The sequence below is a fragment of the Flavobacterium sp. 83 genome (assembly GCF_000744835.1).
In the GTDB taxonomy this organism is placed as follows: Bacteria; Bacteroidota; Bacteroidia; order Flavobacteriales; family Flavobacteriaceae; genus Flavobacterium.
On sequence record NZ_JQMS01000001.1, the window covers coordinates 3,658,468 to 3,684,014 of the forward strand.

16 protein-coding genes are annotated in these 25,547 nt (G+C 35.6%); 6 read left to right on the forward strand and 10 right to left on the reverse strand.

Going from position 1 to position 25,547, the window contains the following annotated elements; genetic code table 11:
- The first annotated feature begins 1 nt into the window (after position 1).
- The 4 genes from T410_RS15780 (at position 2) to T410_RS15795 (ending at position 6,755) form a co-directional block, all read left to right on the forward strand.
- Positions 2-1,195, forward strand: coding sequence for a glycosidase (locus T410_RS15780; protein WP_035673608.1), 1,194 nt, complete (start codon positions 2-4; stop codon positions 1,193-1,195).
- A 2-nt stretch (positions 1,196-1,197) separates the two neighbouring features.
- On the forward strand, positions 1,198-2,400 hold the full coding sequence (locus T410_RS15785) for an AGE family epimerase/isomerase (RefSeq protein WP_035673611.1): 1,203 nt from the start codon (positions 1,198-1,200) through the stop codon (positions 2,398-2,400).
- Between the two features lie 42 nt (positions 2,401-2,442).
- Entirely contained in the window at positions 2,443-5,286 is a 2,844-nt protein-coding gene (locus tag T410_RS15790; RefSeq protein ID WP_051929466.1) for a TIM-barrel domain-containing protein, read from the forward strand.
- 179 nt (positions 5,287-5,465) lie between these two features.
- Positions 5,466-6,755: a cellulase family glycosylhydrolase gene (locus T410_RS15795; protein ID WP_035673613.1), complete on the forward strand. Its 1,290-nt coding sequence runs from the start codon at positions 5,466-5,468 to the stop codon at positions 6,753-6,755.
- Positions 6,756-6,796: 41 nt separating this feature from the next.
- Here T410_RS15795 and T410_RS15800 read toward each other — a convergent pair whose 3' ends face one another.
- The 6 genes from T410_RS15800 to T410_RS16980 form a co-directional block, all read right to left on the reverse strand.
- Complete coding sequence (locus T410_RS15800; protein ID WP_035673616.1) at positions 6,797-7,753, reverse strand: aldo/keto reductase; 957 nt, start codon at positions 7,751-7,753, stop codon at positions 6,797-6,799.
- 100 nt (positions 7,754-7,853) lie between these two features.
- Positions 7,854-10,148, reverse strand: a complete 2,295-nt coding sequence (gene bglX, locus T410_RS15805; RefSeq protein WP_035673618.1) for a beta-glucosidase BglX — start codon at positions 10,146-10,148, stop codon at positions 7,854-7,856.
- 213 nt (positions 10,149-10,361) lie between these two features.
- On the reverse strand, positions 10,362-11,741 hold the full coding sequence (locus T410_RS15810) for a sialate O-acetylesterase (RefSeq protein ID WP_035673621.1): 1,380 nt from the start codon (positions 11,739-11,741) through the stop codon (positions 10,362-10,364).
- On the reverse strand, positions 11,731-12,822 hold the full coding sequence (locus tag T410_RS15815; RefSeq protein WP_035673623.1) for an SGNH/GDSL hydrolase family protein: 1,092 nt from the start codon (positions 12,820-12,822) through the stop codon (positions 11,731-11,733). Before T410_RS15815 ends, T410_RS15810 begins: the two co-directional genes overlap by 11 nt.
- A 179-nt stretch (positions 12,823-13,001) precedes the next feature.
- Positions 13,002-14,492, reverse strand: a complete 1,491-nt coding sequence (locus tag T410_RS15820) for a Fic family protein (RefSeq protein WP_035673626.1) — start codon at positions 14,490-14,492, stop codon at positions 13,002-13,004.
- A gap of 249 nt (positions 14,493-14,741) precedes the next feature.
- The gene (locus T410_RS16980; protein ID WP_152556966.1) at positions 14,742-14,927 is read right to left on the reverse strand and encodes a hypothetical protein; all 186 of its coding nucleotides are present in this window, start codon (positions 14,925-14,927) and stop codon (positions 14,742-14,744) included.
- Between the two features lie 441 nt (positions 14,928-15,368).
- Between T410_RS16980 and T410_RS15825 the strand changes: the two genes are divergently transcribed.
- Positions 15,369-16,196, forward strand: a complete 828-nt coding sequence (locus T410_RS15825; protein WP_035673629.1) for a DUF4339 domain-containing protein — start codon at positions 15,369-15,371, stop codon at positions 16,194-16,196.
- A gap of 88 nt (positions 16,197-16,284) precedes the next feature.
- On the opposite strand, the gene T410_RS15830 is transcribed toward T410_RS15825, so the two are convergent.
- From T410_RS15830 to T410_RS15845, 4 genes are all read right to left on the reverse strand, one after another.
- Entirely contained in the window at positions 16,285-17,826 is a 1,542-nt protein-coding gene (locus tag T410_RS15830; RefSeq protein ID WP_035673631.1) for an acyl-CoA carboxylase subunit beta, read from the reverse strand.
- Positions 17,827-18,072: 246 nt separating this feature from the next.
- Positions 18,073-19,512 (reverse strand): acetyl-CoA carboxylase biotin carboxylase subunit, encoded by a 1,440-nt coding sequence (accC, locus tag T410_RS15835; protein WP_035673633.1) that lies wholly within the window; start codon positions 19,510-19,512, stop codon positions 18,073-18,075.
- A gap of 4 nt (positions 19,513-19,516) precedes the next feature.
- Positions 19,517-20,002: an acetyl-CoA carboxylase biotin carboxyl carrier protein subunit gene (locus T410_RS15840; RefSeq protein ID WP_035673636.1), complete on the reverse strand. Its 486-nt coding sequence runs from the start codon at positions 20,000-20,002 to the stop codon at positions 19,517-19,519.
- A 104-nt stretch (positions 20,003-20,106) separates the two neighbouring features.
- The gene (locus T410_RS15845) at positions 20,107-22,329 is read right to left on the reverse strand and encodes a radical SAM protein (RefSeq protein ID WP_035673638.1); all 2,223 of its coding nucleotides are present in this window, start codon (positions 22,327-22,329) and stop codon (positions 20,107-20,109) included.
- A 144-nt stretch (positions 22,330-22,473) separates the two neighbouring features.
- Here T410_RS15845 and T410_RS16595 point away from each other — a divergent pair, with 144 nt between their 5' ends.
- Complete coding sequence (locus T410_RS16595; RefSeq protein ID WP_051929467.1) at positions 22,474-25,542, forward strand: T9SS type B sorting domain-containing protein; 3,069 nt, start codon at positions 22,474-22,476, stop codon at positions 25,540-25,542.
- Positions 25,543-25,547 lie beyond the last annotated feature (5 nt).

Below are 25,547 nucleotides of genomic sequence, written 5' to 3' on the forward strand. Positions count from 1 at the left end.
CATGAATACAAAAACAATAAATACCGATTTCCAAAAAAGAAAAATTGAAATTACAAATGAATTTCAACAACTAATTGAGCAAAAAAACGAGCCTCAATCTTCTGTTGGGAACGGTATATTCGAACGCTATAAAAACCCTGTTTTAACAGCCAATCATGCTCCAATTGAATGGCGATATGATTTAAATGAGACTACCAATCCTTTGTTAATGGAACGAATTGGTGTGAATGCCACTCTAAATTCAGGGGCAATGAAATGGAATAATAAATACATTCTGGCTGTTCGCGTAGAAGGTTTTGACCGAAAATCATTTATTGCTATTGCCGAAAGTCCAAATGGAGTGGATAATTTTATATTTTGGGATAAACCCTGCGTCTTACCACAAACGGAAGAACCGGATACGAATGTGTACGATATGCGATTGGTAAACCACGAAGACGGTTGGGTTTACGGTATTTTTTGTACCGAAAGAAAAGACCCAAATGCGCCTAAAGGAGATACTAGTTCCGCAATTGCCAATGCAGGAATTGTTCGTACCAAAGATTTAGTGAACTGGGAACGCTTGCCTGATTTGATTTCGAATACAGGACAACAAAGAAACGTAGTCTTTCACCCTGAATTTGTAAACGGAAAATACGCCGTTTATACACGCCCACAAGATGGATTTATTGACATCGGAAATGGTGGTGGTGTAGGACTTGGTTATATTGATGACATGACAAATCCAATTGTACTGGACGAAACTATCATCTACGGAAAACAATACCATACTGTTTACGAACTTAAAAATGGTCTTGGACCGGCTCCTATAAAAACAGCTAAAGGATGGTTGCATTTGGCTCATGGTGTTAGAAATACTGCTGCCGGATTGCGTTATACCTTGTATATGTTCATGACGGATTTAAATGATATTTCAAAAGTAATCCATAAACCTGCCGGACATTTTATGGCTCCAGAAGGAATAGAAAGAGTGGGCGATGTTTCGAATGTGTTGTTTTCTAATGGCTGGATTGAAGACGAAGACGGAACCGTATTTATCTATTATGCGTCTTCAGACACTAGAATGCATGTTGCCGTTTCATCCGTTGAAAAACTGATTGATTATGTCATGAATACTCCTGAAGATACTTTTACATCAGCAGGTTCTGTAAATACAATTATTGAATTAGTAAATAAAAACAAAGTAATTTTATAAACGTGTCTTTACAATTAAAACTACTACAATCTGAACTTACAACTGAACTCGATTCAATTCTTGGGTATTGGTCGAAGTTTACTATGGACACCAAAAACGGAGGTTTCATTGGTCAAATAGACTATAATAATCAAATTAATTCGCAAGCAGAAAAAGGTTCGGTTTTAAATGCACGAATATTATGGACTTTTGCATCAGCATACCAACTGACCAAAAACGAAGCACATAGAAGGATAGCAAAAAGATCTTTTGATTATATTATAAAGCATTTTTATGATACTGAATTTGGCGGAATTTTTTGGAGTCTCCATTACGATGGAACTCCAAAAGACACCAAAAACCAAATCTATGCAATAGCATTTGTTATTTATGGAATGACTGAATATTATGCTGTTTCCAAAGAGGAGAAAGCACTGGAAGTTGCCATTGATTTGTACAAAAAGATTCAGGAACATAGTTATGATCCCATCAACAAAGGATATCTGGAAGCTTTTACCCGAGACTGGAAAAACATTGACGATTTACGTTTGAGCGATAAAGACGCTAACGAAAAGAAAACGATGAACACTCATTTGCATATTGTAGAAGGCTATGCCAATTTATATAAAGTATGGAAAAATGAAACCCTGCGCAAAGACATTGTTGAATTGCTAGAAGTGATTGACACCCATTTTATAAATGAAGAAACGGGGCATTTAAGACTATTTTTTGATGAAAACTGGGTAGAAAAACCAGATGTTATTTCGTATGGCCACGATATTGAAGCGGCTTGGCTCTTGTTGCAATGTGCCGAAATATCAGAAGATGAAGCTTTGATTGCACGTTATAAAAAACATGCGATTCAACTTACGGATGTCACCAAGGAAGGAATCGATGAAGATGGTGGTTTATGGTATGAATTGAAACCCGAAAGCAATGATTTAATTGCCGAAAAACACTGGTGGCCACAAGCGGAATTGATGATTGGTTTTTTTAATGCTTATGAATTAACCGGAGATCAAGCCTATTTAGATGTAGTTCTAAAGAATTGGGAATTTATAAAGAAATACATTCTTGATACAGAAAATGGGGAATGGCATTGGGGAATAAATGCAGATTATTCTTTAATACAAAAAGACAAAGCTGGTTTCTGGAAATGTCCCTATCACAATGGTCGCGCTTGCATTGAAGTCATTAATCGGATTAAGAATCAATTGACAAACTAAATCGTTAAAAACAGTTATAAAATAAATTAATATCAAATTCAAATGAACCTACCAAAAACAAGTATATTGATTTTACTATTAATTTCTTTTTGTAACGTTTTGGCTCAAAATGATTATACAAAACTGATTGATGGTGTTGAAATAAAAACAAAAAACAGACAACGTAACGATGCCGAAGCTATAAAAATACAGGTTGTATCGAGTTCTATCTTACACATAACCGCTAGCCCAACGGCAACATTTGACACCACTAAAAGTCTAATGCTTTTAGATCCAAAACAAAACACTGCAAAATTCAAGATTGAAAACTCAAACGATAGTGTTACCATTTCAACAGAAACCTTAAGTGCATCAGTGTCAACACTCACTGGAGAAATTGTTTTTAAAGATATTTTTGGTAAAGTTCTTTTACAAGAAACTAAAGGTGGTGGTAAAACATTTAATGGAACAACTCTTGACGGAGCACAATCCTATACTGTAAGACAATCTTTTACCTCTGAAAATGATGAAGGTTTATATGGATTAGGACAGCATCAAAATGGGATTTTCAATTACAAAGGAACTAAAGTTCTCTTGTCACAGTACAATACCGAAGTCGCTATTCCTTTTTTAATATCAAGCAAAAATTACGGGATTTTATGGGATAATAATTCGATTACAAAATCTATTGACACTCAAAACTATGATAAATTATCAACTTTAAGACTTTTCTCTGATAAAGGAGACAAAGGTTGGCTTACAGCGACTTATACCAACAAAAAAGATCCGTCTAAAGTACTTTCCAGACCTGAATCTTTTATAGATTACAGCTATATCCCCTCTTTAAAAAACCTACCTGACGGAATTAATCTTGAAAACACAACCGTTAAATGGGAAGGTGCTTTTGAAACCGATTTTTCAGGAGAACATCAATTTAATCTATGGTCATCAGGATATGCAAACATTTATATTGACGATAAATTAGTGGCTGCAAGATGGAGACAAGGCTGGAACGCTACTAATGAACTCATTCGCATTTACTTAGAAAAAGGGGTGAAACACAAACTAAGGATCGAATGGGATCCTTTATCAAATGAGTCTTTTATCAGCTTAAAATGGTCAAAACCTTTGAGTCAGGAACAAAAAAACGAATTTGCATTCGAATCCGAAGCAAGTCAAAAAATCGATTACTTTTTTGTTTCCGGAAAAAATATGGACGAAGTAATCAGCGGATACAGAACCCTTACCGGAAAAGCTACGCTGATGCCTAAGTGGTCTATGGGATTTTGGCAAAGTCGTGAGCGTTACAAAACGCAAGATGAAATAGTAAACACTGTTGCCGAATTCAGAAAAAGAAAAATTGGCTTAGACAACATCGTTCTAGACTGGAGATACTGGAGAGAAGGACAATGGGGAAGTCAGGAATTTGACACTGATCGTTTTCCAGATGCAAAAGGAATGATGAAAACATTGCATGAAAAATACAATACCAATTTGATGATTTCAGTTTGGGCAAAATTCTATGAAGACACCCAAAACTACAAAAATCTGGACGCAAAAGGATTCATATTGAAAAGAAACGTTGCAGAAGGAAGAAAAGACTGGCTAGGTTTTAAAAATGCAATTTATGATCCTTACAATCCCGAAGCGAGAAAAGCATTTTGGGAAATTATAAACAGTAAAATATATTCAATAGGAATTGATGCTTGGTGGATGGATGCCTCTGAGCCAGATGTACATAGCAATATGCCTCCGGAAGTCCGCACAGAAATGATCGGGAACAACTTCTTAGGAGCTCCAGAAAAAAATTACAATGCATTTTCTTTAATGAATGCCAAAGGAATTTATGAAGGACAACGCAGCGTAGATCCAAACAAAAGAATATTTATGCTCACTCGCTCCGGTTTTGCAGGATTACAGCGCTATGCTGCGGCTACTTGGAGTGGCGATATTGGTTCAACATGGAAGGATCTAAAAAATCAAATTCCTGCCGGTTTGAACTTCTCAATGTCTGGGCTACCCTATTGGACTACCGATATTGGAGGATTTTCAGTAGAAACCCGTTATGAAAATGCTACTGGTGAAACTCTTGAAGAATGGAGAGAATTAAATGCCCGCTGGTATCAGTATGGAGCTTTTTGCCCTTTATTCAGAGCACACGGACAGTTTCCATACAGAGAAATATTCAATATTGCGCCCGAAAATCATCCGGCTTACAAAAGCATCTTATATTACAACAGACTTCGTTATAGAATGATGCCTTATATCTATTCTTTAGCAGGGCAAATATATCACAACGATTATACGATGATGCGCGGTCTTCCAATGGATTTTAACACTGATAAAAAAGTATTAAATATTGCTGACCAATTTATGTTTGGACCTTCGTTACTTGTAAATCCTGTTTCAGAATACAAAAAACGCAATCGTGAGTTGTATTTACCAAACACAAACGGTTGGTATAATTTCTATACCAGTGAATTTCTTGAAGGAGGACAAACCATTAATGCCGAAGCTACCTATGAACAAATACCTTTATATGTAAAAGAAGGTTCTATTCTTCCTTGTGGTCCAAATATCGAATTTACTTCTCAAAAATCAACAGAACCTTTAACAATTTATGTATACACAGGAAAAGATGCCCGTTTCACTTTGTATGAAGATGAAAACATCAATTATAACTACGAAAAAGACCAATTTTCAAATATTGAATTTGGCTACAACGAAGCACATAAAACACTGACAATTGGAAATCGAAAAGGACATTTCAAAAGAATGTTAAAAAACAGAACATTTAATATTGTATTCATTGACAAAACTAAAAAAGCTACATTCAATTTGATTTCAAATTCAAATGAAGGTAATAAAGTACGCTACAATGGAGCTGAAATAATTGTAAAACAGTAAAAATAAATTACACTCAACGGATTAAGTAAAAAATTAATTTCACTTATTTATAAGGTTTCGCATCATGTTATAAAAATCAAGCCACATTATGAATTCTAAGGGTTTACTTGTAGCAGATTCGATTCAAACAAAAATGCTTCAAGAATAACAATTAGATAAAAAAACACCAATTTAAAAACATGAAAAAGACAATTACAAAAATAGCCTTGTTAACTTTTTGTTTGGCAAACTTAAATTGTTCGGCCCAAAAACAAGCGCCAATAACCGTAAAAGGGCCGCAATTTTACAAAGGTGACAAACCGTATTCGTATGTTGGCACCAATTACTGGTACGGAAGTTTATTGGCATCTAAAAAAGTAGGCGATCGTAAACGATTGCTTCGTGAACTGGATTTAATGAAGAAAAACAGCATTGATAACTTGAGAATCCTAGTAGGTGCAGATGGCGGAACGTACGATTACACCGTTAGTCCGGCTTTGCAATACGAACAGGGAAAATACAATGCCGATTTGCTGGATGGTTTGGATTTCTTGATTTCCGAAATGGGAAAACGCAATATGTACGCAGTTTTGTACCTCAACAACAACTGGGAATGGTCTGGCGGGATGTCACAATATTTAGAATGGAATGGCTACGGTAAAATCCCGAATCCAAACATAAAACCAAATACTTGGCCACAGTTTATGGATTTTGTAAAGCAATACCACAGTTGTGAACCGTGTATGATGGCTTTTGAAAATCATATAAAATATATTTTGGGCCGAAAAAATGCCTATAATAAGCAAAAATATTCCGAAGATCCAGCAATTATGGCTTGGCAAGTAGGTAATGAACCCCGCGTTTTGAATGTTGATAATGAAGAGAAATTTACTGCTTGGCTAAACAAAACGGTAGATTTAATTGATAGTTTAGACAAAAACCACTTGATTTCAACAGGTTCTGAAGGAAAAGCAGGCTCGAATGATGATTTGGCTACCTATGAACGCACGCATATGAATCCGAAAATTGATTATTTAACGATGCATATCTGGCCAAAAAACTGGGGTTGGTTCAAAGCTGATGACGCAAAAACTACTTTACCAATTGCCATAGAAAAAGCTACAGCATACATAAACGAGCATGTTGAAGTAGCTAAAAAATTAGGCAGACCAATAGTTATTGAAGAATTTGGATTACCAAGAGCCAATGAAAGCCTGCTACCAAATTCCTCAGTAGTGGATCGAAATGCATTTTACAAAGCTTTCTTTGAAAGATTAGTAAAAAGCCGTAACAATAATGAGGCGTTACAAGGAATTAATTTTTGGGGTTTTGGTGGCGAAGGAAAAGCCGTTAACACCTCAGGGAAATGGAATGCAGGTGATACTTTTACAGCTGATCCTCCTCAAGAACCACAAGGATTAAACAGCGTTTTTTCTTCAGATAAATTGACATTGGAATTGGTTAAAATGTATAATTTAAAATTGAAATAATATAATGTAGAGACGCACTGTAGTGCGTCTCTACATTATATTTATCCCAAAATACGTTCTATCTTTTTTAATTCATCAACAGAAAAATCTAAATTCTGCAAACTGTCAATATTGTTATTCAACTGCCCTACTGAACTCGCCCCAATCAATACGGACGTGATTCGGTTGTCTTTTAATAACCAAGCTAAAGCCATTTGTGCCAAGGATTGGTTTCTTTCTTTTGCAATTTCGTTCAAAGCTATTATCTTTTGAACTTTCACATCCGAAACTTCTTCTAATTGCAAATGTCCATTCGGATTAAAAGCTCTGGAGTTCTCCGGAATTCCTGTCAGGTATTTATCCGTTAAAAGTCCTTGCGCCAAAGGCGAAAAAGCAATACAGCCAACCCCTTTTTCTTCCAAAACATCTAGTAATCCTGCTTCTGGCTCTCGCACAAACATCGAATATTTCACTTGATGAATCAGGCAAGGTGTTCCCAATCGTTTTAGGATTTCAGTAGCTTCTCTGGTTTGTTCTGCATTATAATTGGATATTCCTGCATACAACGCTTTTCCGCTTCGTACGGCATAATCAAGCGCCATCATGGTTTCTTCCAAAGGCGTTTCAGGATCAAACCGATGTGAATAAAAAATATCCACATAGTCCAAATTCATGCGCTTCAAACTTTGGTCTAAACTCGATAATAAATATTTTCGGGAACCCCAGTCACCATAAGGACCTTCCCACATCGTATAACCAGCTTTGGTTGAAATTACAATTTCATCACGCAGATTTCCTTGAAAATTATTCTTCAGGATTTTACCAAAATTAGTTTCTGCCGAACCTGGAACCGGACCATAATTGTTGGCCAAATCAAAATGCGTAATCCCTTTGTCAAAAGCGGCTTTGACAATATTTTCTCCGTTTTCAAAATGATCTACTGACCCGAAATTATGCCATAATCCAAGAGAAATTTGTGGTAGTAACAAACCACTTTTCCCGCATCTGTTGTATTTCATTTAGTGTATTTAAAGATTGAAAAATAAAAGAATTTAAAGATAAAAAAAACACATAAAATTTAAAAATTCTATGTGTTTAAATATATTTTAAAAATGTAATTTATAGTAATTCAAACCCACTTTCTAATCCTTTGTCTGAGCTTCCTCCTACCATGATTTTGAAAGTTCCCGGTTCAACCAAATAATTTCCGTCATTGTCATAAAAACCAAGTTCTTTATCGGTTAATGTCAACGTTACTGTTTTAGTTTCGCCTTTTTTCAAGTCAATTAATTCAAAGCCTTTCAGTTCTTTTACCGGTCTGGCCAAACTTGCTGCATCATCATGAAGGTACAATTGCACCACCTCTTTTCCATCGTAATTTCCAGAATTGGTAACATCTACTGAAACCACAACCGACTCCCCTTTTGCGAAAGCGGGTTTATTAATTCTCACGTTTTTATAATCGAAAGTCGTATAGCTTAATCCAAAACCAAAAGGAAATTGTGGTGTTTTCTCCACATCTGTATAATGCGACCAAAAAACATTTCCCTCCCCGTTAGTAGGGCGTCCTGTGCTGTAATTGTTGTAATAAATAGGGCATTGACCTACATTTCTTGGGAACGACATAGGCAATTTCCCGCTTGGATTGTAATCTCCGTACAATACCTGAGCCACAGCATTTCCGGTTTGTGTACCCAGATGCCAAGCTTCGACAATGGCAGGTATATGTGCTGCTGCCCAAGGCAAAGCCAATGGTCTTCCGTTGTTTAAAACCAAAACAATATTTGGATTTACTTTATAAATTTCTTCCAATAATTCCTGTTGTACGCCAGGCAAATCAAGATTAGTTCTGCTGCGTCCTTCTCCTGATTGAAAACCATGTTCTCCCAACACCATCACTACTACATCAGCGCTGGCAGCAACTTTTTTGGCAGCATCAAATCCGCTTTTATCTGTCGTATTGAAAACCAATTCATCTACAAAAGCTGTTTTCCCAACCGTCAAATCGGCTCCTTTTTCAAAAGTCAATTGATTCCCTTTATACTGTTGCATTCCTTCCAATACAGAAACGGCCGTATTATCATCTGAGGCAATTCTCCAACTTCCCAAAGGGCTGTTTTTATCATTTGCCAAAGCTCCTATTAAAGCAATTTTTTGTCCAGATTTTTGTAGCGGAAGCAAGTTTTTTTCGTTTTTCAACAACACGATTGATTTTTTAGCCATGTCCAAAACACCTGCAATATTAGCTTTACTTCCAATGGTCGCTTTTTCACGCTTTTCGTCACAATATCTATACGGATCATCAAATAATCCCAACTCAAATTTCACTCTTAGAATTCGGCGAACCGCATCATCAACCAAAGCTTCTTTTACCTTACCGGTTTTAACCAAATTAGCTAATTCAACCACATACAAATACGATTCCATATCCATATCAGAACCCGCAATTACTGCTTTTTGAGTCGCCTCTGCACCATCTTTAGCAAATCCATGCGCTATCATTTCACGAACCGAAGCCCAGTCTGAAACTACAAATCCATCAAAATTCCATTTCCCTTTCAGAATATCTCTTTGCAAAAAACTGTTTCCCGTTGCGGGAATTCCATTCAGAATATTAAAGGAATTCATAAACGTTCGCACTCCCGCTTCTGTTGCGGCATGAAAAGGCGGTAAAACTTCATTATACAACCTCGAATTACTGATATCTACCGTATTATAATCCCTTCCTGCTTCAGCAAAACCATAGGCTGCAAAATGTTTGGCGCAAGCCGCAATCGTATTTACTTTAGCCAAATCTGCTCTGGTATCACCTTGAAAACCTGTAACTCGGGCAATGGCCACTTTACTTCCTAAATAGGCATCTTCACCCGCGCCTTCCATCACACGACCCCAACGCGCTTCATGAGAAACATCCACATTTGGACCAAAAGTCCAATTAATTCCCACCGCTGAGGCTTCGTCTGAGGCCACCTGAGCTGATTTTTTTATCGCTTCCATATCCCAACTTGCCGCTTCTGCCAGCGGAATTGGACTCAAGGTTTTATATCCGTGAATCACGTCAAATCCTATGATTAAAGGAATCCCCAAACGCGTTTCTTCCACCGCAATTTTCTGTACCGCTTTTACTTGCTTCACCCCACGAACAGATAGCATCGAACCTACCCAACCGTCACGCAAATGTTTGTATTTCAACTCGGCATTTCCTTCTTTTGGCGCTGGTCCAGTCACTTCCCAAAAGCCGTTATACTGGTTCATCTGCCCCACTTTTTCTTCCAGCGTCATTTGTTTCATCAACAAATCAATACGCTCCTCAATCGGTTTGGTCTTATCTAAATGTGGCTTTTTCTGTGCATTCATAGTTGAAATGGTAATCAGGGAAAAAATCCCCGCAGTAATTAATTTTTTTGTGTTCATAATTTGGTTTGGTTTTTTAATTTTTGGTCGTGACGCTTTCCCTGAAAAAAATCAGGAAAAGCGTCGGGCTATACAGCTTTATCTCTTCGCTACGCTACGAGGATACCGCCTTCTATCCCTCACGCGACATCACGAGAGCTTTTTGGACTTTTACATTAGCTTCTACTTAAATGTCCTTATATTCCTTATGTGGTTAACTTGTTTAAAATTTTATCATTCACTCAAAAATGACGAAGCAGGTAAATTCGCTTTATTAAACAACTCTGATTGTGCTGTGTTCGTCCATGCAAAACGAACTTTGACAGGATGTGCCACCTTATCCGATTTTAAAATCACTGTGTTTTTTTTAATCACGGCTTCCGCTTCATAAAACACATTATCAGTTCCGGCAATTTCAAATTGATTTGATTTTTTTGTTTTAAAATACAATCCGTCGGCATAATCGAAAGCAACAACAACTTTATTTTTATCGATTTTCATGCTTTTGTAGAGCGGTCCGTGTATCAAATCTGAGTTGGTTTTATACATATTCACCAAAGCCAAATTCGCCAATCTTGTACCCACTGATTTCTTGTCTTTTGGGTGAATATCATCTATACGAGAAATATCGCTGGTCATCGCCATTCCGGTATTGGGAACTTCTTGCAATACTTTGCGTTGCGCATTTCTAATTTCAGCACCTCCAAAATGATTTTCTCCATATTGATAAGGTGCTATCTGGACATAATAAAACGGAAACTCATACTTCCATAATTTTCTCCAAGAAGTGATTAAAGCCGAAAAGGTTTTGTCATAAACCGTTGAACCCACATTCGATTCGCCTTGATACCAAATCACACCTGCAATTTTAAATTCCACCAAAGGATAAATCATCGCATTAAAAGCGCGTCCTGGTTGGTTGGGTCCATAGGATTCTTCTTTTCGGGTTTTGGCACTTTCCAGTAAAACCGCATCTTTTTGAATGACTTCTTCTGGCATCCAAATCTCCGCTGGCGTTCCACCCCAATTCGAACCAATCAAACCAATAGGTACATTTTTCAACTGTTCCTGTAAACGTTTAGCAAAGAAATAACCAGTTGCACTAAAATATTTCATCGTCTCTGGCGTGCATTCCGTCCAGTTTCCCGATACATTGTTTTGTGGTGCAGTTGCCGTCAATTTGGGAACCATAAAAAATCGGATATTCGGATTCGTGGCATTTTTCACCACTTCATCCCCGTTTTCAATGCCCCAACTCGCTGACATTTCCATATTGGATTGTCCCGAGCAAATCCACACTTCGCCAATCAAAATATTCTTCAATACAATTTCATTGTATCCTTTTATGGAAATTGTATACGGTCCGCCTTCTTTTGGAGTTGGTATATTCATTTCCCATTTAGCCTGATTGCTGGCTTTGATTTTATACTCTTGATGATTCCAACTTGGAGTTATAACGACCTCTTCCTGTGGATTCGCCCAACCCCAAATCTTAACTTCGGAATTGCGTTGTAAAACCATATTGTCCGAAAGCACATTTGGAAGCGTAACATTTGCGAAAGCGGAATGTGACAGTATTAGAGAAAGAACAAAAACAATTATATTATTTTTCATCTAGTAATTTTTTAAAGAAAGGAGTTAATTGGTCGGCCATTATTTTGTCGTCAGCAATATCCGGATGCGAACCACAACCGTTTGGTTTCATCGATTGAAATTCGAATAAGGCAATGGTTTTGTGTTGGGTATCATTTTCAAAAGCATGAATCACTTTTTTCAAACAACGCACCAAAGTTACATTTCTGTCTCCCGAAACCATCGGACTGTTCAACAATACTATTCTGGTATTTGGCGCATGTTTATAAACTGTTTTGATAAAATTGATGTAGTTTGAAACATATTTTTCTTCGTTAAAAGGCAATCGTTCTTTTTTTCCGTCACCATCCGAAAGGTCATTCGTTCCCAAACAAATACTAACCAAATCCGGTTGAAAAGCAAAATCATACGGTTTTGAATTGTCTTTATTCAAATACAAATTTTCATAAACATCAGGAATAATGGCTTCGTCTTTATGCTCGTCATTCCAGTTGCGATACATCCCAAATCCAGAAACGGAACTCAACACATAATCCACATTCAGACTACGAGAAACGATAGGTCCATACGCCCAATACGCATTATGCTGATCGTACCATTCTCCAGTTCCACAAGGAATTGCTGCCGTATCATTACCAAAACCACATGTAATAGAATCGCCTATGAGTTCTATTTTCTTTTTGTATTCAGGAGTGATTTGGGTTAGTCTGGCTGTAGTTCCACCAAATAAAACCCCACCATTCGAAGCTTCTGTAGCTTTATAAATGGTGAGACGGTGTGTTTTTTTCTTTTTGGAAATTACAATGGGAAAGGACTGCAACACTCCTTTTTCAATTCGAACTCTTCCAATATAAGTACCATCTAATTCTAATGCAACATAATTTTGGTGTTCTTCAAGACTTTGTAACGAAATAGAACACAAATCCCCTTTAAAATTAAACGAAACAGACGATGCGGAACCTATCAAAATCACTTTATCATCGGTAAGATGCTCCACTCTTCCGGAATAGAGAAAGGAACTGTTTTGCTCCGCTACTTTTTGAGCAAAGGAAACAAAGGAAAGGAATAGCAATACCAGTAAAAGGGATTTCTTTTTAAACATTATAATGCGTTGGTTAAGATAAAACATAGAAAGCAAACGTATGCTTTTAATTGCTATTAGAAAGATACTAAAATGTCAAATGGTAATAAAAAAACACCAAAAGGTATTTTCTATTGCGAAAGATTGTAATGCAATTTTAGGCAATAAAAATAGCTTTCAATACATTTAACTTTACCATTTTACAATTCAAAAATAGTTTGATATTCTTTCTCCATCAATTCTATTTCAGCATCGGTTATTTTTTCAAAATCTTTTCTTCTCCTTTTTGGAAATACTCCTTTATTTTGATGCAAAAATTGGATCATCAAATGAATTTCTCTGTCGGGCATATCAACAATTTCCTGAATAGAAAGTCTCAATTCATCGTATCTCATAATAAATTCAAGCTCATTCGGAATGTCTGTCATCACGGTTTCTTGAATTGTTTTTCCTAAAAAAGAAGTTTGAACGGTCAAATCAGGAAATCGGTAATAGCTTTCTATTTCCTCTAAATTTAAAACCTGAATTATTCCTTTATCATCTTTATCATAATCAATTATATGCATTAATTCTCTGGAAAAATCTTCCAAGACAGCATCATATTCCTTGAGATTATTCAGTATATGTGCCGAAACCGGTATAATCAAACCATCGGGAACCACTTTATCCCGAACTAAGGTGTCGTGTATCAAAAATCGGTGCAAACGCCCATTTCCATCTTCAAAAGGGTGAATAAAAACAAAACCAAACGACAACACACTGGCTCGAACTAATGTTGAAGTGGTTCCCGTTTTTAAGGCAACTTGTTTTAAACCATCCATCAAAGAAGGAACCAGTTCCGGTGGCGGGCATATATAATGTAGCATTTCCGAATAATTGGGAAGTGATTGCCCCACATAATTCTGAAAATCACGATAGCTTTTTACGGCAAATCTTGGATCTACAATTTCATTTTGCAAAAGCGTTAAGTTTTTCTCTTCAAACATTTCCTCTTCCCCAATTGTTCCCGCTTTCATTAATAAGGAGACAAAGCGTTCTATGCGTTTTGGAGAAGGTTTTTCATGCTCAATTTCATAAGATGATTTTGTTTCTTTTCCGTATAGATAATTGGTTGCTCGATTAAAAATGTCTAACGGATACTCTTTCCGTAATTGCGTTATTTGAGCTGAAATATCAATATTTTGAAAAGTTTCTATTTCGATTGTTTTTCTAACAATTGGGCAAAACTCTGGAGTTCCCAGCAAGTTGTCGTTGATTTTCCATTTAGAATTCTTAACCGTTTTTCCGACGATATATTTTTTTCTATCTAACAAATCAACATAATTTCCAGAAATAACAAAGTCCAAATCGAGTGATTTATCCATCAGAAACTCATACAGAAAACCAATTTTTTTAGAGTATATTCCTGACGGAGAATTACCTATAAAATCAATAATTTCTTTTTCAGGAATTTTTTTAAAAACAGATTTTATTAAATGAAAATCAAGATAGTCGTATTTCATTCCAAAAACAAGATGTTCCAGCGGATTGTTTTCAACAGCAAACTTACTGGATCTAAATACTTGAAGAACGACACCTTTCGAAGTCATTTCTATTCCATCCTTTTTTCCAATAAAGGATTGATGCTTCAAAGAACATTTGTTCAATTTATAAAATTCTTTCAACCAAGAAAACCCTATTTTTTGTTCCATACAAATCTATATTTTTGGAAAAACAATTATTACTCTGGAAAAACAATTAAAATTTAATACAAATATGGAAAAACAATTATTTAATTGCAATCAATTTTTAATAAATTTCATGGAAAAATAGTTATTTCTCTGGAAAAACAATTATTTCGAATGCTTTTTACGGTAAAACAGATAATAGTTACGGTAAAATTGATAAATCGGAAGGTTTTTACGGTAAAAACTATATCTACATTAAAAAGTCATTTTGTTTTAATAAATTTTTACGGTAAAACAAATATTCGGCACGGTAAAAACTATCAAAATCACTTTATCATCGGCTAGATGCTCCACTCTTCCTGAATAGAGAAAGGAACTGTTTTGCTCCGCTACTTTTTGTGAGAATGAAGCAAAGGAAAGGAATAGCAATACTAGTAAAAGGGATTTCTTTTTAAACATTATAGTGGGTTGGTTAAAATAAAACATAGAAAGCAAACCTATGCTTGTAATTGCTATTAGAAAGATACTAAAATGTCAAATGGTAATAAAAAATGCCAAACGGTATTTTAAAATGACAAAATAACCAATCAAAATTTTCTCCTTTTACGGAAAACCGTAAAAGATGTTTAAAAAAGAGACCTTGGTTAACAATGGAAGAATTAACAACGATTTTAAAAATAAAATCCTCCTAAAAATAAGTACTATAGCTAATATATAAAAACACAGGTTTTGCAAAATTGCAGTTTTTCGGATTAATTTGAAGTTGGCGTTATATTTAAATTAATAGTAATTATCCGAAAAATAAATCTTATTTTAGTGCCAAATTTAAACAAAGAAATGAGGTAGTTGTCCACAAAATGAGTCAAAACCCTTAAAAATAAAAAACAGAAATTAAAATTTATGAGAAAGTATTTTATTCATAATGGGCAAAGTGAAATTGGTCCATTTGACTTTGAACAACTTAAAACATTGCAACTTAAAAATGAAACCCCAATTTGGTTTGAGGGATTGCAAAATTGGACTACTGCAAATAATGTAGAAGAATTAAAATCAATCGTACATTCAACCATTTTACCTCCAAAATTTAAAAATTTCTCTGAAGAAAAATCAAATCCAAATCCACCAATATTTTCAAAACCAGTTTATGAAAATAACCAAAATTTTGCGCCGAAAAAGAAAAAAACATTACGAAATGTGCTAATTGGAGTTGGAGTTTTAGCAGTTTTATTTTTTGGACTAGTAATTTACGCATCAACAAATTCAGAACAAAATTACAATGATAACGGTGAATTCATTTCGTCCAATAATCTTGATGATCAAGATGCAGAAAGAGATAGAATAAATGCAGAATTGACAGAAAAAAATAGAAGTTATAGAAATAACATTGAACAATATGTTAGTGCAAGTACTAATCAGTATACTTATAATGAATTAGGAGGTATTAGTAACTTGGATATAATTGTAACAAACAACACAGAGTACTTACTAAACGAAGTAAATGTAAATATTGATTATATCAAAGATAATGGCGGAATTTACAAGACTGAAATAGTAACAATTTATAATATTCCAGCAAAACAAGATAAATCTGCATCAGCTCCAGAAAGCAACAGAGGAACTTCCGTTAATGCGAAAGTTCAATCAATTTCATCTAAAAAGCTACATATGTGTTATGATAATTCATTTGCACCAAAAGCGGGAGAAATTGACCCTTATTTTTGTAAATAAAAATACATCTAGAACAAATTGATTAAAAGAATTCAAGTTTAAAATGAATAAACCACCTTCATCAGGTGGTTTCTCTATTTATAAACAATCACAAAGGAATATTCCCGTGTTTTCTATTGGGCGTAACGCTCACTTTATTTTCGAGCATGCTAAAGGCTTTTATCAGTTTCCGTCTTGTGTCTTGTGGTAGGATTACCTCATCCACAAAACCACGTTGCGCTGCTATGTAGGGATTCGCAAATAAATCGGCATATTCAGCTTCTTTTTCCAAGAGTTTTGCCTCATGATCCTCGGCTTCGTTAATTTCTTTTTTGAAGATAATTTCCGAGGCTCCTTTGGTGCCCATTACGGCAATTTCAGCAGTCGGCCAGGCAAAATTCATATCGGCACCAATGTGTTTCGAGTTCATTACATCATAAGCACCACCATACGCTTTTCGGGTAATCACGGTTACTCTTGGCACGGTCGCTTCACTTAAAGCGTATAGCAATTTTGCTCCGTGAACGATAATCCCGCTCCACTCTTGATCGGTTCCCGGTAAAAAACCCGGTACGTCCACCAAAACCAATAACGGAATATTAAAACAATCGCAAAAACGGGTAAATCGAGCCGCTTTTTTCGAACTGTTCACATCGAGACAACCGGCTAAAATCATCGGTTGGTTGGCTATAATCCCAATGCTTTTCCCTCCCAATCGAGCAAAACCCACCAGGATATTTTCGGCATAATTTTTATGAATTTCAAAAAACGAATCTTCGTCAATAATCCCACCAATCACCTCGTGCATATCGTAGGGTTTGTTGGGATTATCCGGAATAATTGTCGCTAATTTGGTACGAACCTCATCATTGAGTTCATAAGGTAAATTATGTGCTTTTTCTTTATTGCTTTGTGGCAAATAACTCAACAAGCGTTTCAAATCTTCCAGACATTCCACATCATTAGTAGAAGTAATGTGCGCCACACCAGATTTAGTAGAATGCGTACTAGCCCCACCCAATTCCTCCGAAGTTACGGTTTCATTGGTTACGGTTTTTACCACATTCGGACCAGTTACAAACATATAACTGGTATCTTCAACCATCATGGTAAAATCAGTCATGGCTGGAGAATACACGGCACCACCGGCGCAGGGTCCCATAATTGCAGAAATCTGTGGAATTACTCCAGAGGCTTGTACATTTCTATAAAAAATATCAGCATAACCACCCAAAGAACGAACCCCTTCCTGAATACGTGCTCCACCAGAATCATTTAGTCCAATCATGGGCGCTCCCATTTTGACTGCCATATCCATCACTTTACAGATTTTCTCAGCATGGGTTTCAGATAAAGAACCTCCAAAAACGGTAAAATCCTGAGCGAAAATATAAACTAATCGTCCGTTTATGGTTCCATATCCTGTGATTACACCATCACCATAATACAGTTCTTTTTCCATTCCAAAATCAGACGTTCGGTGCGTTACCAACATTCCAATTTCTTCAAAAGAACCTTCGTCCATCAAATAATTGACACGTTCTCTTGCGGTTAGTTTTTTATTCGAATGTTGTTTTTCGATACGTTTTTTACCGCCACCCAAATGAGCTTCGGCAATTTTATCGTTTAATGTATTTATTTTGTCTTTCATACTTTGTTTTTTAACCGCTAAGTTTTAATATCCCTTTTGCTTTTGACTAAAGCCAGAATTTTTTTGCCACAGATTACACAGATTCACACAGATTTCATGCTCATTATTAAAAGAATCTGTGAAAATCATTTTAATCAGTGGCTAATTTATTCTTTTAATATTAGCCACAGATTCTAATAAAACCATTAAAGTTAAGTTTTACTTTTCTTAATGAAACTTAATCTCTTAATGGTTAAAAAAAAAAAATTAATTCGGTAAGCGTACGATTTTTTGATCTTCAAAATACTGTTTCAAAGCGACCTTCGCAGCGATTTCGGCTTCTTGCGCTATTTGATTTTTTAACATTTCGGCACTGTAGTAATTCTTGACAAAATGCGTGTCAAATTTCCCGGAACGAAACGCCTCATGTTCAAAAACAAATTTCCCAAAAGGCAATGTTGTCTGCACACCTTCCACTTGATAATTTTCAATGGCCTTAATCATAATTTGAATCGCTTCTTCTCGGGTTTCTCCATAAGTGATTAATTTGGCCAACATCGGATCGTAATAAATGGGAATATCCATGCCTTGCTCAAAACCGTTATCTACGCGAATTCCTTCACCAACCGGCAATTGATATACATCCAAATGACCCACACTCGGTAGGAAATCATTCATCGGATCTTCGGCATACACACGTAATTCCATCGCGTGCCCTTTTATTTTCAGGTCTTCTTGTTTGATTGCTAATGCTTCACCTCGAGCTACTCTGATTTGCAGCTCGACCAAATCGGTTCCGGTAATCCATTCGGTAACGGGATGTTCCACTTGCAAACGAGTATTCATCTCCAAGAAGTAGAAATTATTATTTTCGTCCAATAAAAATTCTACAGTTCCAGCTCCTAAATAATCACAGGATTTGGCTACCAAAACGGCTGCCTCTCCCATTTTTTTTCGCAATTCCGGTGTTAAAACCGAAGAAGGCGCTTCTTCAATTACTTTTTGGTGACGACGCTGGATGCTGCATTCTCTTTCGAATAAATACAACACATTGCCATGACTGTCTGCCATAACCTGAATTTCGATATGTCTTGGCGAGCCCACATATTTTTCGATAAAAACAGAACCATCTCCAAAAGCAGCAATCGCTTCACTAATAGCGCGATCCATTTGAGACTCGAAATCAGCTTCGCTTTCTACCACACGCATTCCTTTTCCACCGCCACCTGCTGAGGCTTTAATCAGTATTGGAAAACCAACTTCCTTGGCAACTACTTTTGCTTTTTCGACATCTGTAATGGCTTCGTCAAAACCGGGAACCATTGGAATATTGTATTGCTTAACGGCTTCTTTGGCCGCTAATTTACTTCCCATGATTTTTATTGCTTTCGACTTTGGACCAATAAAAATGATGTTATTTTTTTCGGCTTCTTCAGCAAAATCAGCATTTTCACTCAAAAATCCATAACCGGGATGAATGGCATCCACATTTAAAGATTTGGCAACTTCTATAATTTTACTACCTAATAAATAGGATTGACTTGAAGGAGCTTCTCCAATCCAAACGGCTTCATCGGCAAATTTTACGTGAGGTGCATTTCTATCCGCAGTAGAATATACCGCCACGGTTTTAATCCCCATTTTTTGTGCAGTTTTCATCACCCTAATGGCAATTTCCCCTCTATTGGCAACTAATATTTTTTTCATAGTCTTATTCAAATTCAATTAACAACTGACCTTTATCTACTGCATCTCCCATAGCAACCGAAATGGTTTTGATAACGCCATCTTTTGGAGAAAGAAAACTGTTTTCCATTTTCATGGCGCCCAAAATAATCAGGTTGTCATTTTCTTTTACCTCTTGCCCCACCACAACACTTATTTCGAGAATCAATCCGGGCATAGGTGCTTTGATAAAATTGACTTGTTTGGTAAGTCCTGTTTCAAACCCCATTTCTTTGATAAGAATATCCAAAGGATTTGAAATTGCCACAACATAGGTGTTGTTATTCACTTTTACCGTATAGCTTTTTTTAAGAAAATCAGAAGTTAGGATTTCCGCTTTATAAGGGGTATTTTGATGTAGTATATGAAATTTATTAGCTTCCACACTCACTGCATCCAGTTGTGAAATACTTTCCTTTTCAAAATCAAAATGAAAAGTATCATTGACATTTACTTTATAACCAATACTCATACGTGTATTTATTTAATTGGTTGTAAAAATAAGTAAAGAAAACGTTTTCGTAATCGAAAAATAAAAGTTTTATGCTAATTTAATATAGTTATCGTGAAATAAATCTACAACACTAATAATCCAAATTCTCTCAAAGTTTTAATTGGTTTTGAATACCAAAATAATTCAAAGTCTTCTAAATTTGATTCAAAATCAGCTTTAACTTCCTGAAAAGTGTAGATTTTAACCTTAGAAACAGAAATTTTCAAAAGAATTTCTACCAGCCATTCTCCTTCTAGTCTATTGGTTTGAATATTGAAACTTTCTTTCTTATCATGGAAAGTCAAAGTCATCATTTCCCAGGAATTTCCTTTTTTGGATTTCGTAAAATGTTCTACAAATGGTTTTCCGCCTAACCAAACGATTTTGGCTGTAGGTTTACTGTTGAAATCCTCCTCTTCCTGTAAAGCGTCAAATATAAAATCAGGGGAGATTTTAGTCTTTGGAATTTTAAATTCAAACCAATCCTGCAACTCATAATCAAAACAGATTCCGTGCATAAAATTGAACAAGGATTTCTTCAATCCAAAACTGAATTTATCATGATCGATTCCTGTTGAGTCGGTATAATTAATATCGTTATTAGCAAAAGTTCCCAAGATTTCGGTTTCTTTTACCACACCAAATCTCTCCGGATACAAGCCCACGGGACTGTGTGCCGTCATGGCAAACTGGTGCCAAAATCCCGATTGCAATACACCAACTTCAAATAACTGACGTACCATTTCGAGACTATCCACGGTTTCCTGAATAGTTTGTGTAGGATAACCATACATCAAATAGGCATGAACCATTACGCCGGCTTCGGTGAAATTTCGGGTAACTTTTGCTACTTGCTCGACCGTAACACCTTTGTCAATTAATTTTAATAATCTGTCCGAAGCAACTTCCAAACCACCAGAAACGGCGATACAACCAGATGCTTTAAGAAGCAAACATAAATCTTTGGTAAAACTTTTTTCGAATCGAATGTTTGTCCACCACGTCACTGCTAATTTCCTGCGAAGAATTTCGAGAGCTAAAGCACGCATCAATGCCGGAGGTGCCGCTTCATCTACAAAATGAAATCCGTTCTCACCTGTTTGGGCAATCATTTCCTCCATCCTGTCGCACAATAAATTGGCGGCAACGGGTTCATACACTTTGATATAATCCAAAGAAATATCACAAAAAGTACATTTCCCCCAATAGCAACCATGCGCCATGGTGAGTTTGTTCCAGCGGCCATCGCTCCACATACGGTGCATGGGATTCACAATTTCGATAACCGAAATGTATTTATCCAAAAGCAAATCAGAGTAATCAGGCGTGCCCACTTGCGATTGTTTGTAATCGTGTTTTACGGAATTATTTTTGTAAACTACTTTTCCATCTTCCAACAGAAAGGTTCGTTTATATTGCTTCTCGCCCCTCGACTGCGCTCGGGAAGACAAGCTCGAAGTGACCGCATTTATTAATTCTTCGATTGGTGCTTCACCATCATCCAACGTGATAAAATCGAAAAACTCAAAAACGCGTGTATCTGAAAGCGAACGCAGTTCCGTATTTGGGAAACCACCACCCATTGAAATCTTGATATTTGGATGATGCTTTTTCACCCATTGTGCGGAACGAAAAGCCGAATATAAGTTTCCTGGAAATGGAACCGAAATAAGGAATAATGTAGGTTCAATCGTTTCTATTCTCTCTTTTAAAATCGAAAGCAAGATTCCATCAATATACGTCGGTTCTTGTTGCAAGGCTTCGTACAATTCGTCAAAAGAATTGGCGCTTCGCCCTAAACGTTCCGCATAGCGGCTGAAACCAAAATTAGCGTCGACACATTCCACTATAAAATCTGAAATATCTTCGAGATACAAAGTCGCCAAATGTTTCGCTTTGTCCTGTGTTCCCATGGTTCCAAAAGCCCAATCCAATTCTTCCAATTGTACAAATCGGGACGCTTCCGGCAAGAAATCTTCCTGACAAATTTGAAGTGCCAATGTTGGATTTATTCCTTGCAAAAAAGCAATTACGGGATTGATGGTTTTAAGATATTCTTCTTGTAAAGCGAAAATACGTTTTGAATTTTCTGAAATTTCTCCAGCATTAAACGTTGAACTTGCAACGGTAAATAAACTTTGCAAACCTTCTTTCGAAAACAATTTCAAAATCACTTCGATTCCCAAATCGGCCTGAACCGATTCAATGTTTTTGGTATTCAGAAACCCTTTGATATATGCAGTTGCTGGATACGGTGTATTCAGTTGGGTAAAAGGAGGCGTAATGAGGAAAAGTTTCGTTTTCAAAAGAAATAGTTTGGTGCAAAAATAAGGGATAATTCTATTCTTTTCAGGAAAAGATTTTTGAGGTTCTATTTCATTTATATTGTTTGATATTTGGATTTATTTTGTAGATATTTAATTACATTTACCTCGCTATAAATCTTACTTATGAAGCGAATTTTACTTTTTTTATTTTTTATATCTTCTTTTGCAACTTACTCTCAATATACCTTAATTCCTGATCAAAATTTCGAATGGTTTTTGATTCGTCAAGGTTATGACAGCGGTTCTATTGATGGAAAAGTGTTAACTTCAAATATAAATACAGTTACTAAACTTGATTTTTTTACTGGAGGCCAAAATTTTATTGCCAGCCTTAAAGGAATAGAAGATTTCACGGCTTTAACTGAACTTTCTATTATTGATGGCAGCTTGCTTACGAGTTTAGATGTTTCAAAAAATTTAGCTTTAACCAAATTAATTTGTTCCTCTAATAGATTATCAAGTTTGGATATTTCTAAAAACATTGCTTTAACAGAATTAAATTGTAGCTTTAATAACATATCTAGTTTAGATATTACGAAAAACACTAATCTAAAATACTTATCGGCTTCATCTAACCAATTAACTACTTTAGAACTTTCAAACTGCCCCTTATTAGAAACTGTGCAGTTAAATAATAATTCATTAACAGCTATTAATGTTACTAATGCAATTAATTTAAATTTCCTAAGCTGTGGTGAGAATCGATTGACAAATTTAGACGTTACAAAAAACACTATGCTTTCTATTTTTGCCTGCGGGACAAATAAACTTTCAACTTTGGATATTTCAAATAACATACAGCTAAAGTCATTTTCATGCGAATACAATGATTTGATTAATTTAGATTTCACCACCAATACTAAACTAGAGTATTTTAGATGCTTAAACAACAAATTACTTAATTTAGATTTCTCTCACAATCCTTCGCTACACGAAGTACACTGCTCTAATAATCAATTAACTAATATAGACATTTCTAAAAACACCAACTTATATTCATTAATTTGCAACTTTAATGATTTAACTAATTTAGACACTTCAAAAAATACTGCTCTAAACTTTTTGAATTGCGAATACAACCAAATAACAAGTTTAGATGTTTCAAAAAACAACAACCTAGGACTTCTTAGATGTAATAATAACCAACTAATATCCTTAGATTTAAGAAGTTCAGTTAGTTGGACTTGGTGGAATGATTATAACAGCTGGGTAAATAATCCCAACTTAAAATGTATAAATGTTCCTAATGCATACTTTTTTGGTTATTATTGGAATGGACGTAAAGATGCAACAGCAAGCTTCATTGATGATATTCCACCAAAATTTGAGTCAGCGAATCAAACAATATGTTCTAAGCAAAATCCAACAATAAGCGATATTACAGTCGAGGGATACGGAATCAAATGGTTCAATTCTGAAAGCAACTTAATCGAACTTCCATTTAACACTCTTTTAGTTGAAGGGAAAACTTATTACGCTATGAATACAGCAGGAAATTGTGAAGGACCACGATCTTCTGTCACAATAAGTCTAAAAACAACTACTATACCTTTGGCAGTATCTCCGCAAAATTTATGCAATATAGTCAACCCTACTTTGGCCAATTTAGAAATTACAGGAAATAACATTAAGTGGTACAATTCTCTGCTTGGAGGAAATTCTATCCCTATTACAACTTCTTTAATGACTGGTTTTTCATACTATGCCTCGCAAAGTTCAAATGGTTGTGAAAGTGAAAGAGTATCTGTATTTGTCAATCTTTTAAATATTGTAAAGCCTTCATCTTTTTCACCTCAAACCTTCTGTATCCAACAAAATGCCACTTTAAACAATATAACTATAACTGGTCAAAACATAAAATGGTATGATGCTTTAGCAAATGGAACACTTTTATCAAACACAACTCAATTGCAAAACGGAATAACTTATTATGCTTCACAAACCATAAACGGTTGTGAAAGCGACAGAACACCTGTTTTAATCAATATCCAAAATACTCCTGCCCCAACAGGAAATACAACTCAAACTTTTTGCACAAGTCAAAATCCAACTTTAGTTACTATTGTAGTTTCTGGAACTGCAATAAAATGGTATACTAGTGCTGGAGCTCTTTTGTCAAATTCAACTACTTTACAAGATGGGGTGACCTATTATGCTTCGCAAACAGAAAACGGCTGCGAAAGCCCTAATAAATTAGCTGTTACAATTTCACTTATAAGCACTTTACCCGCAAATGATTATACCGAATTATTTTGTGATGACTTGAATGATGGTTCTGAGAAAGTGAATTTATCCGATTATAACACGAAGTTAATCTCCAATACTACTGGTTATACTTTTTCTTATTATTCGACTTTTTCAAGTGCAGAAAATCAATTGGCAGCCAATCAAATTACTAATTTTTCGAATTATAAGTTAGCTTTGGGCGAAAACAAAATCTACGTTCGTATCAATTCAAATACGCCATGCTACGCTATAGTTGAATTAAAACTAACCCTTTTATCCAAACCTAAAATAACGATTCCAGATGTTGTTCCCATTTGTGAAAATAATACAATCTCAATTGATGCCGGTTCAGGTTTCGATTCTTATTTATGGTCAAACGGCGCAACAACATCTTCTATAATTGTTGCAAATCCAGGAAATTATTTCGTTACAGTTACCAATAATTATAGCACTATTTCTTGCTCGAGTACAAAGACTTTTGAAGTACGAAAATCAAATATTGCAACCATTACTTCAATTGATACCCAAGACTGGACGGATAATCAAAATACAATAAGCATTTTTGTAACCGGTGCAGGCGATTTTGAATATGCTATCGACGGAATTCATTTTCAGGATAGCAATCAATTTTCAAACTTAATCAGCGGTCAATATACCGTTTCTGTCAGAGACAAAAACGGTTGCGGAACTGCAACTGATGAAGTCTATTTATTGATGTATCCAAAATTCTTTACCCCAAACGGAGACGGTTTTAACGATACTTGGAAAATCAAATTTTCAGATATTGAAGTTGGACTAACCGTCAAAATATTCGATCGTTATGGGAAATTCATTACCGAATTACAAAATAACATCGGTTGGAATGCAACTGTTAATGGTCATGAACTTCCTGCTACAGATTATTGGTTTGTTGTTATAAGAGCGAATGGAAAAGAATATCGAGGTCATTTTAGTTTAAAGAGATAGTAAAT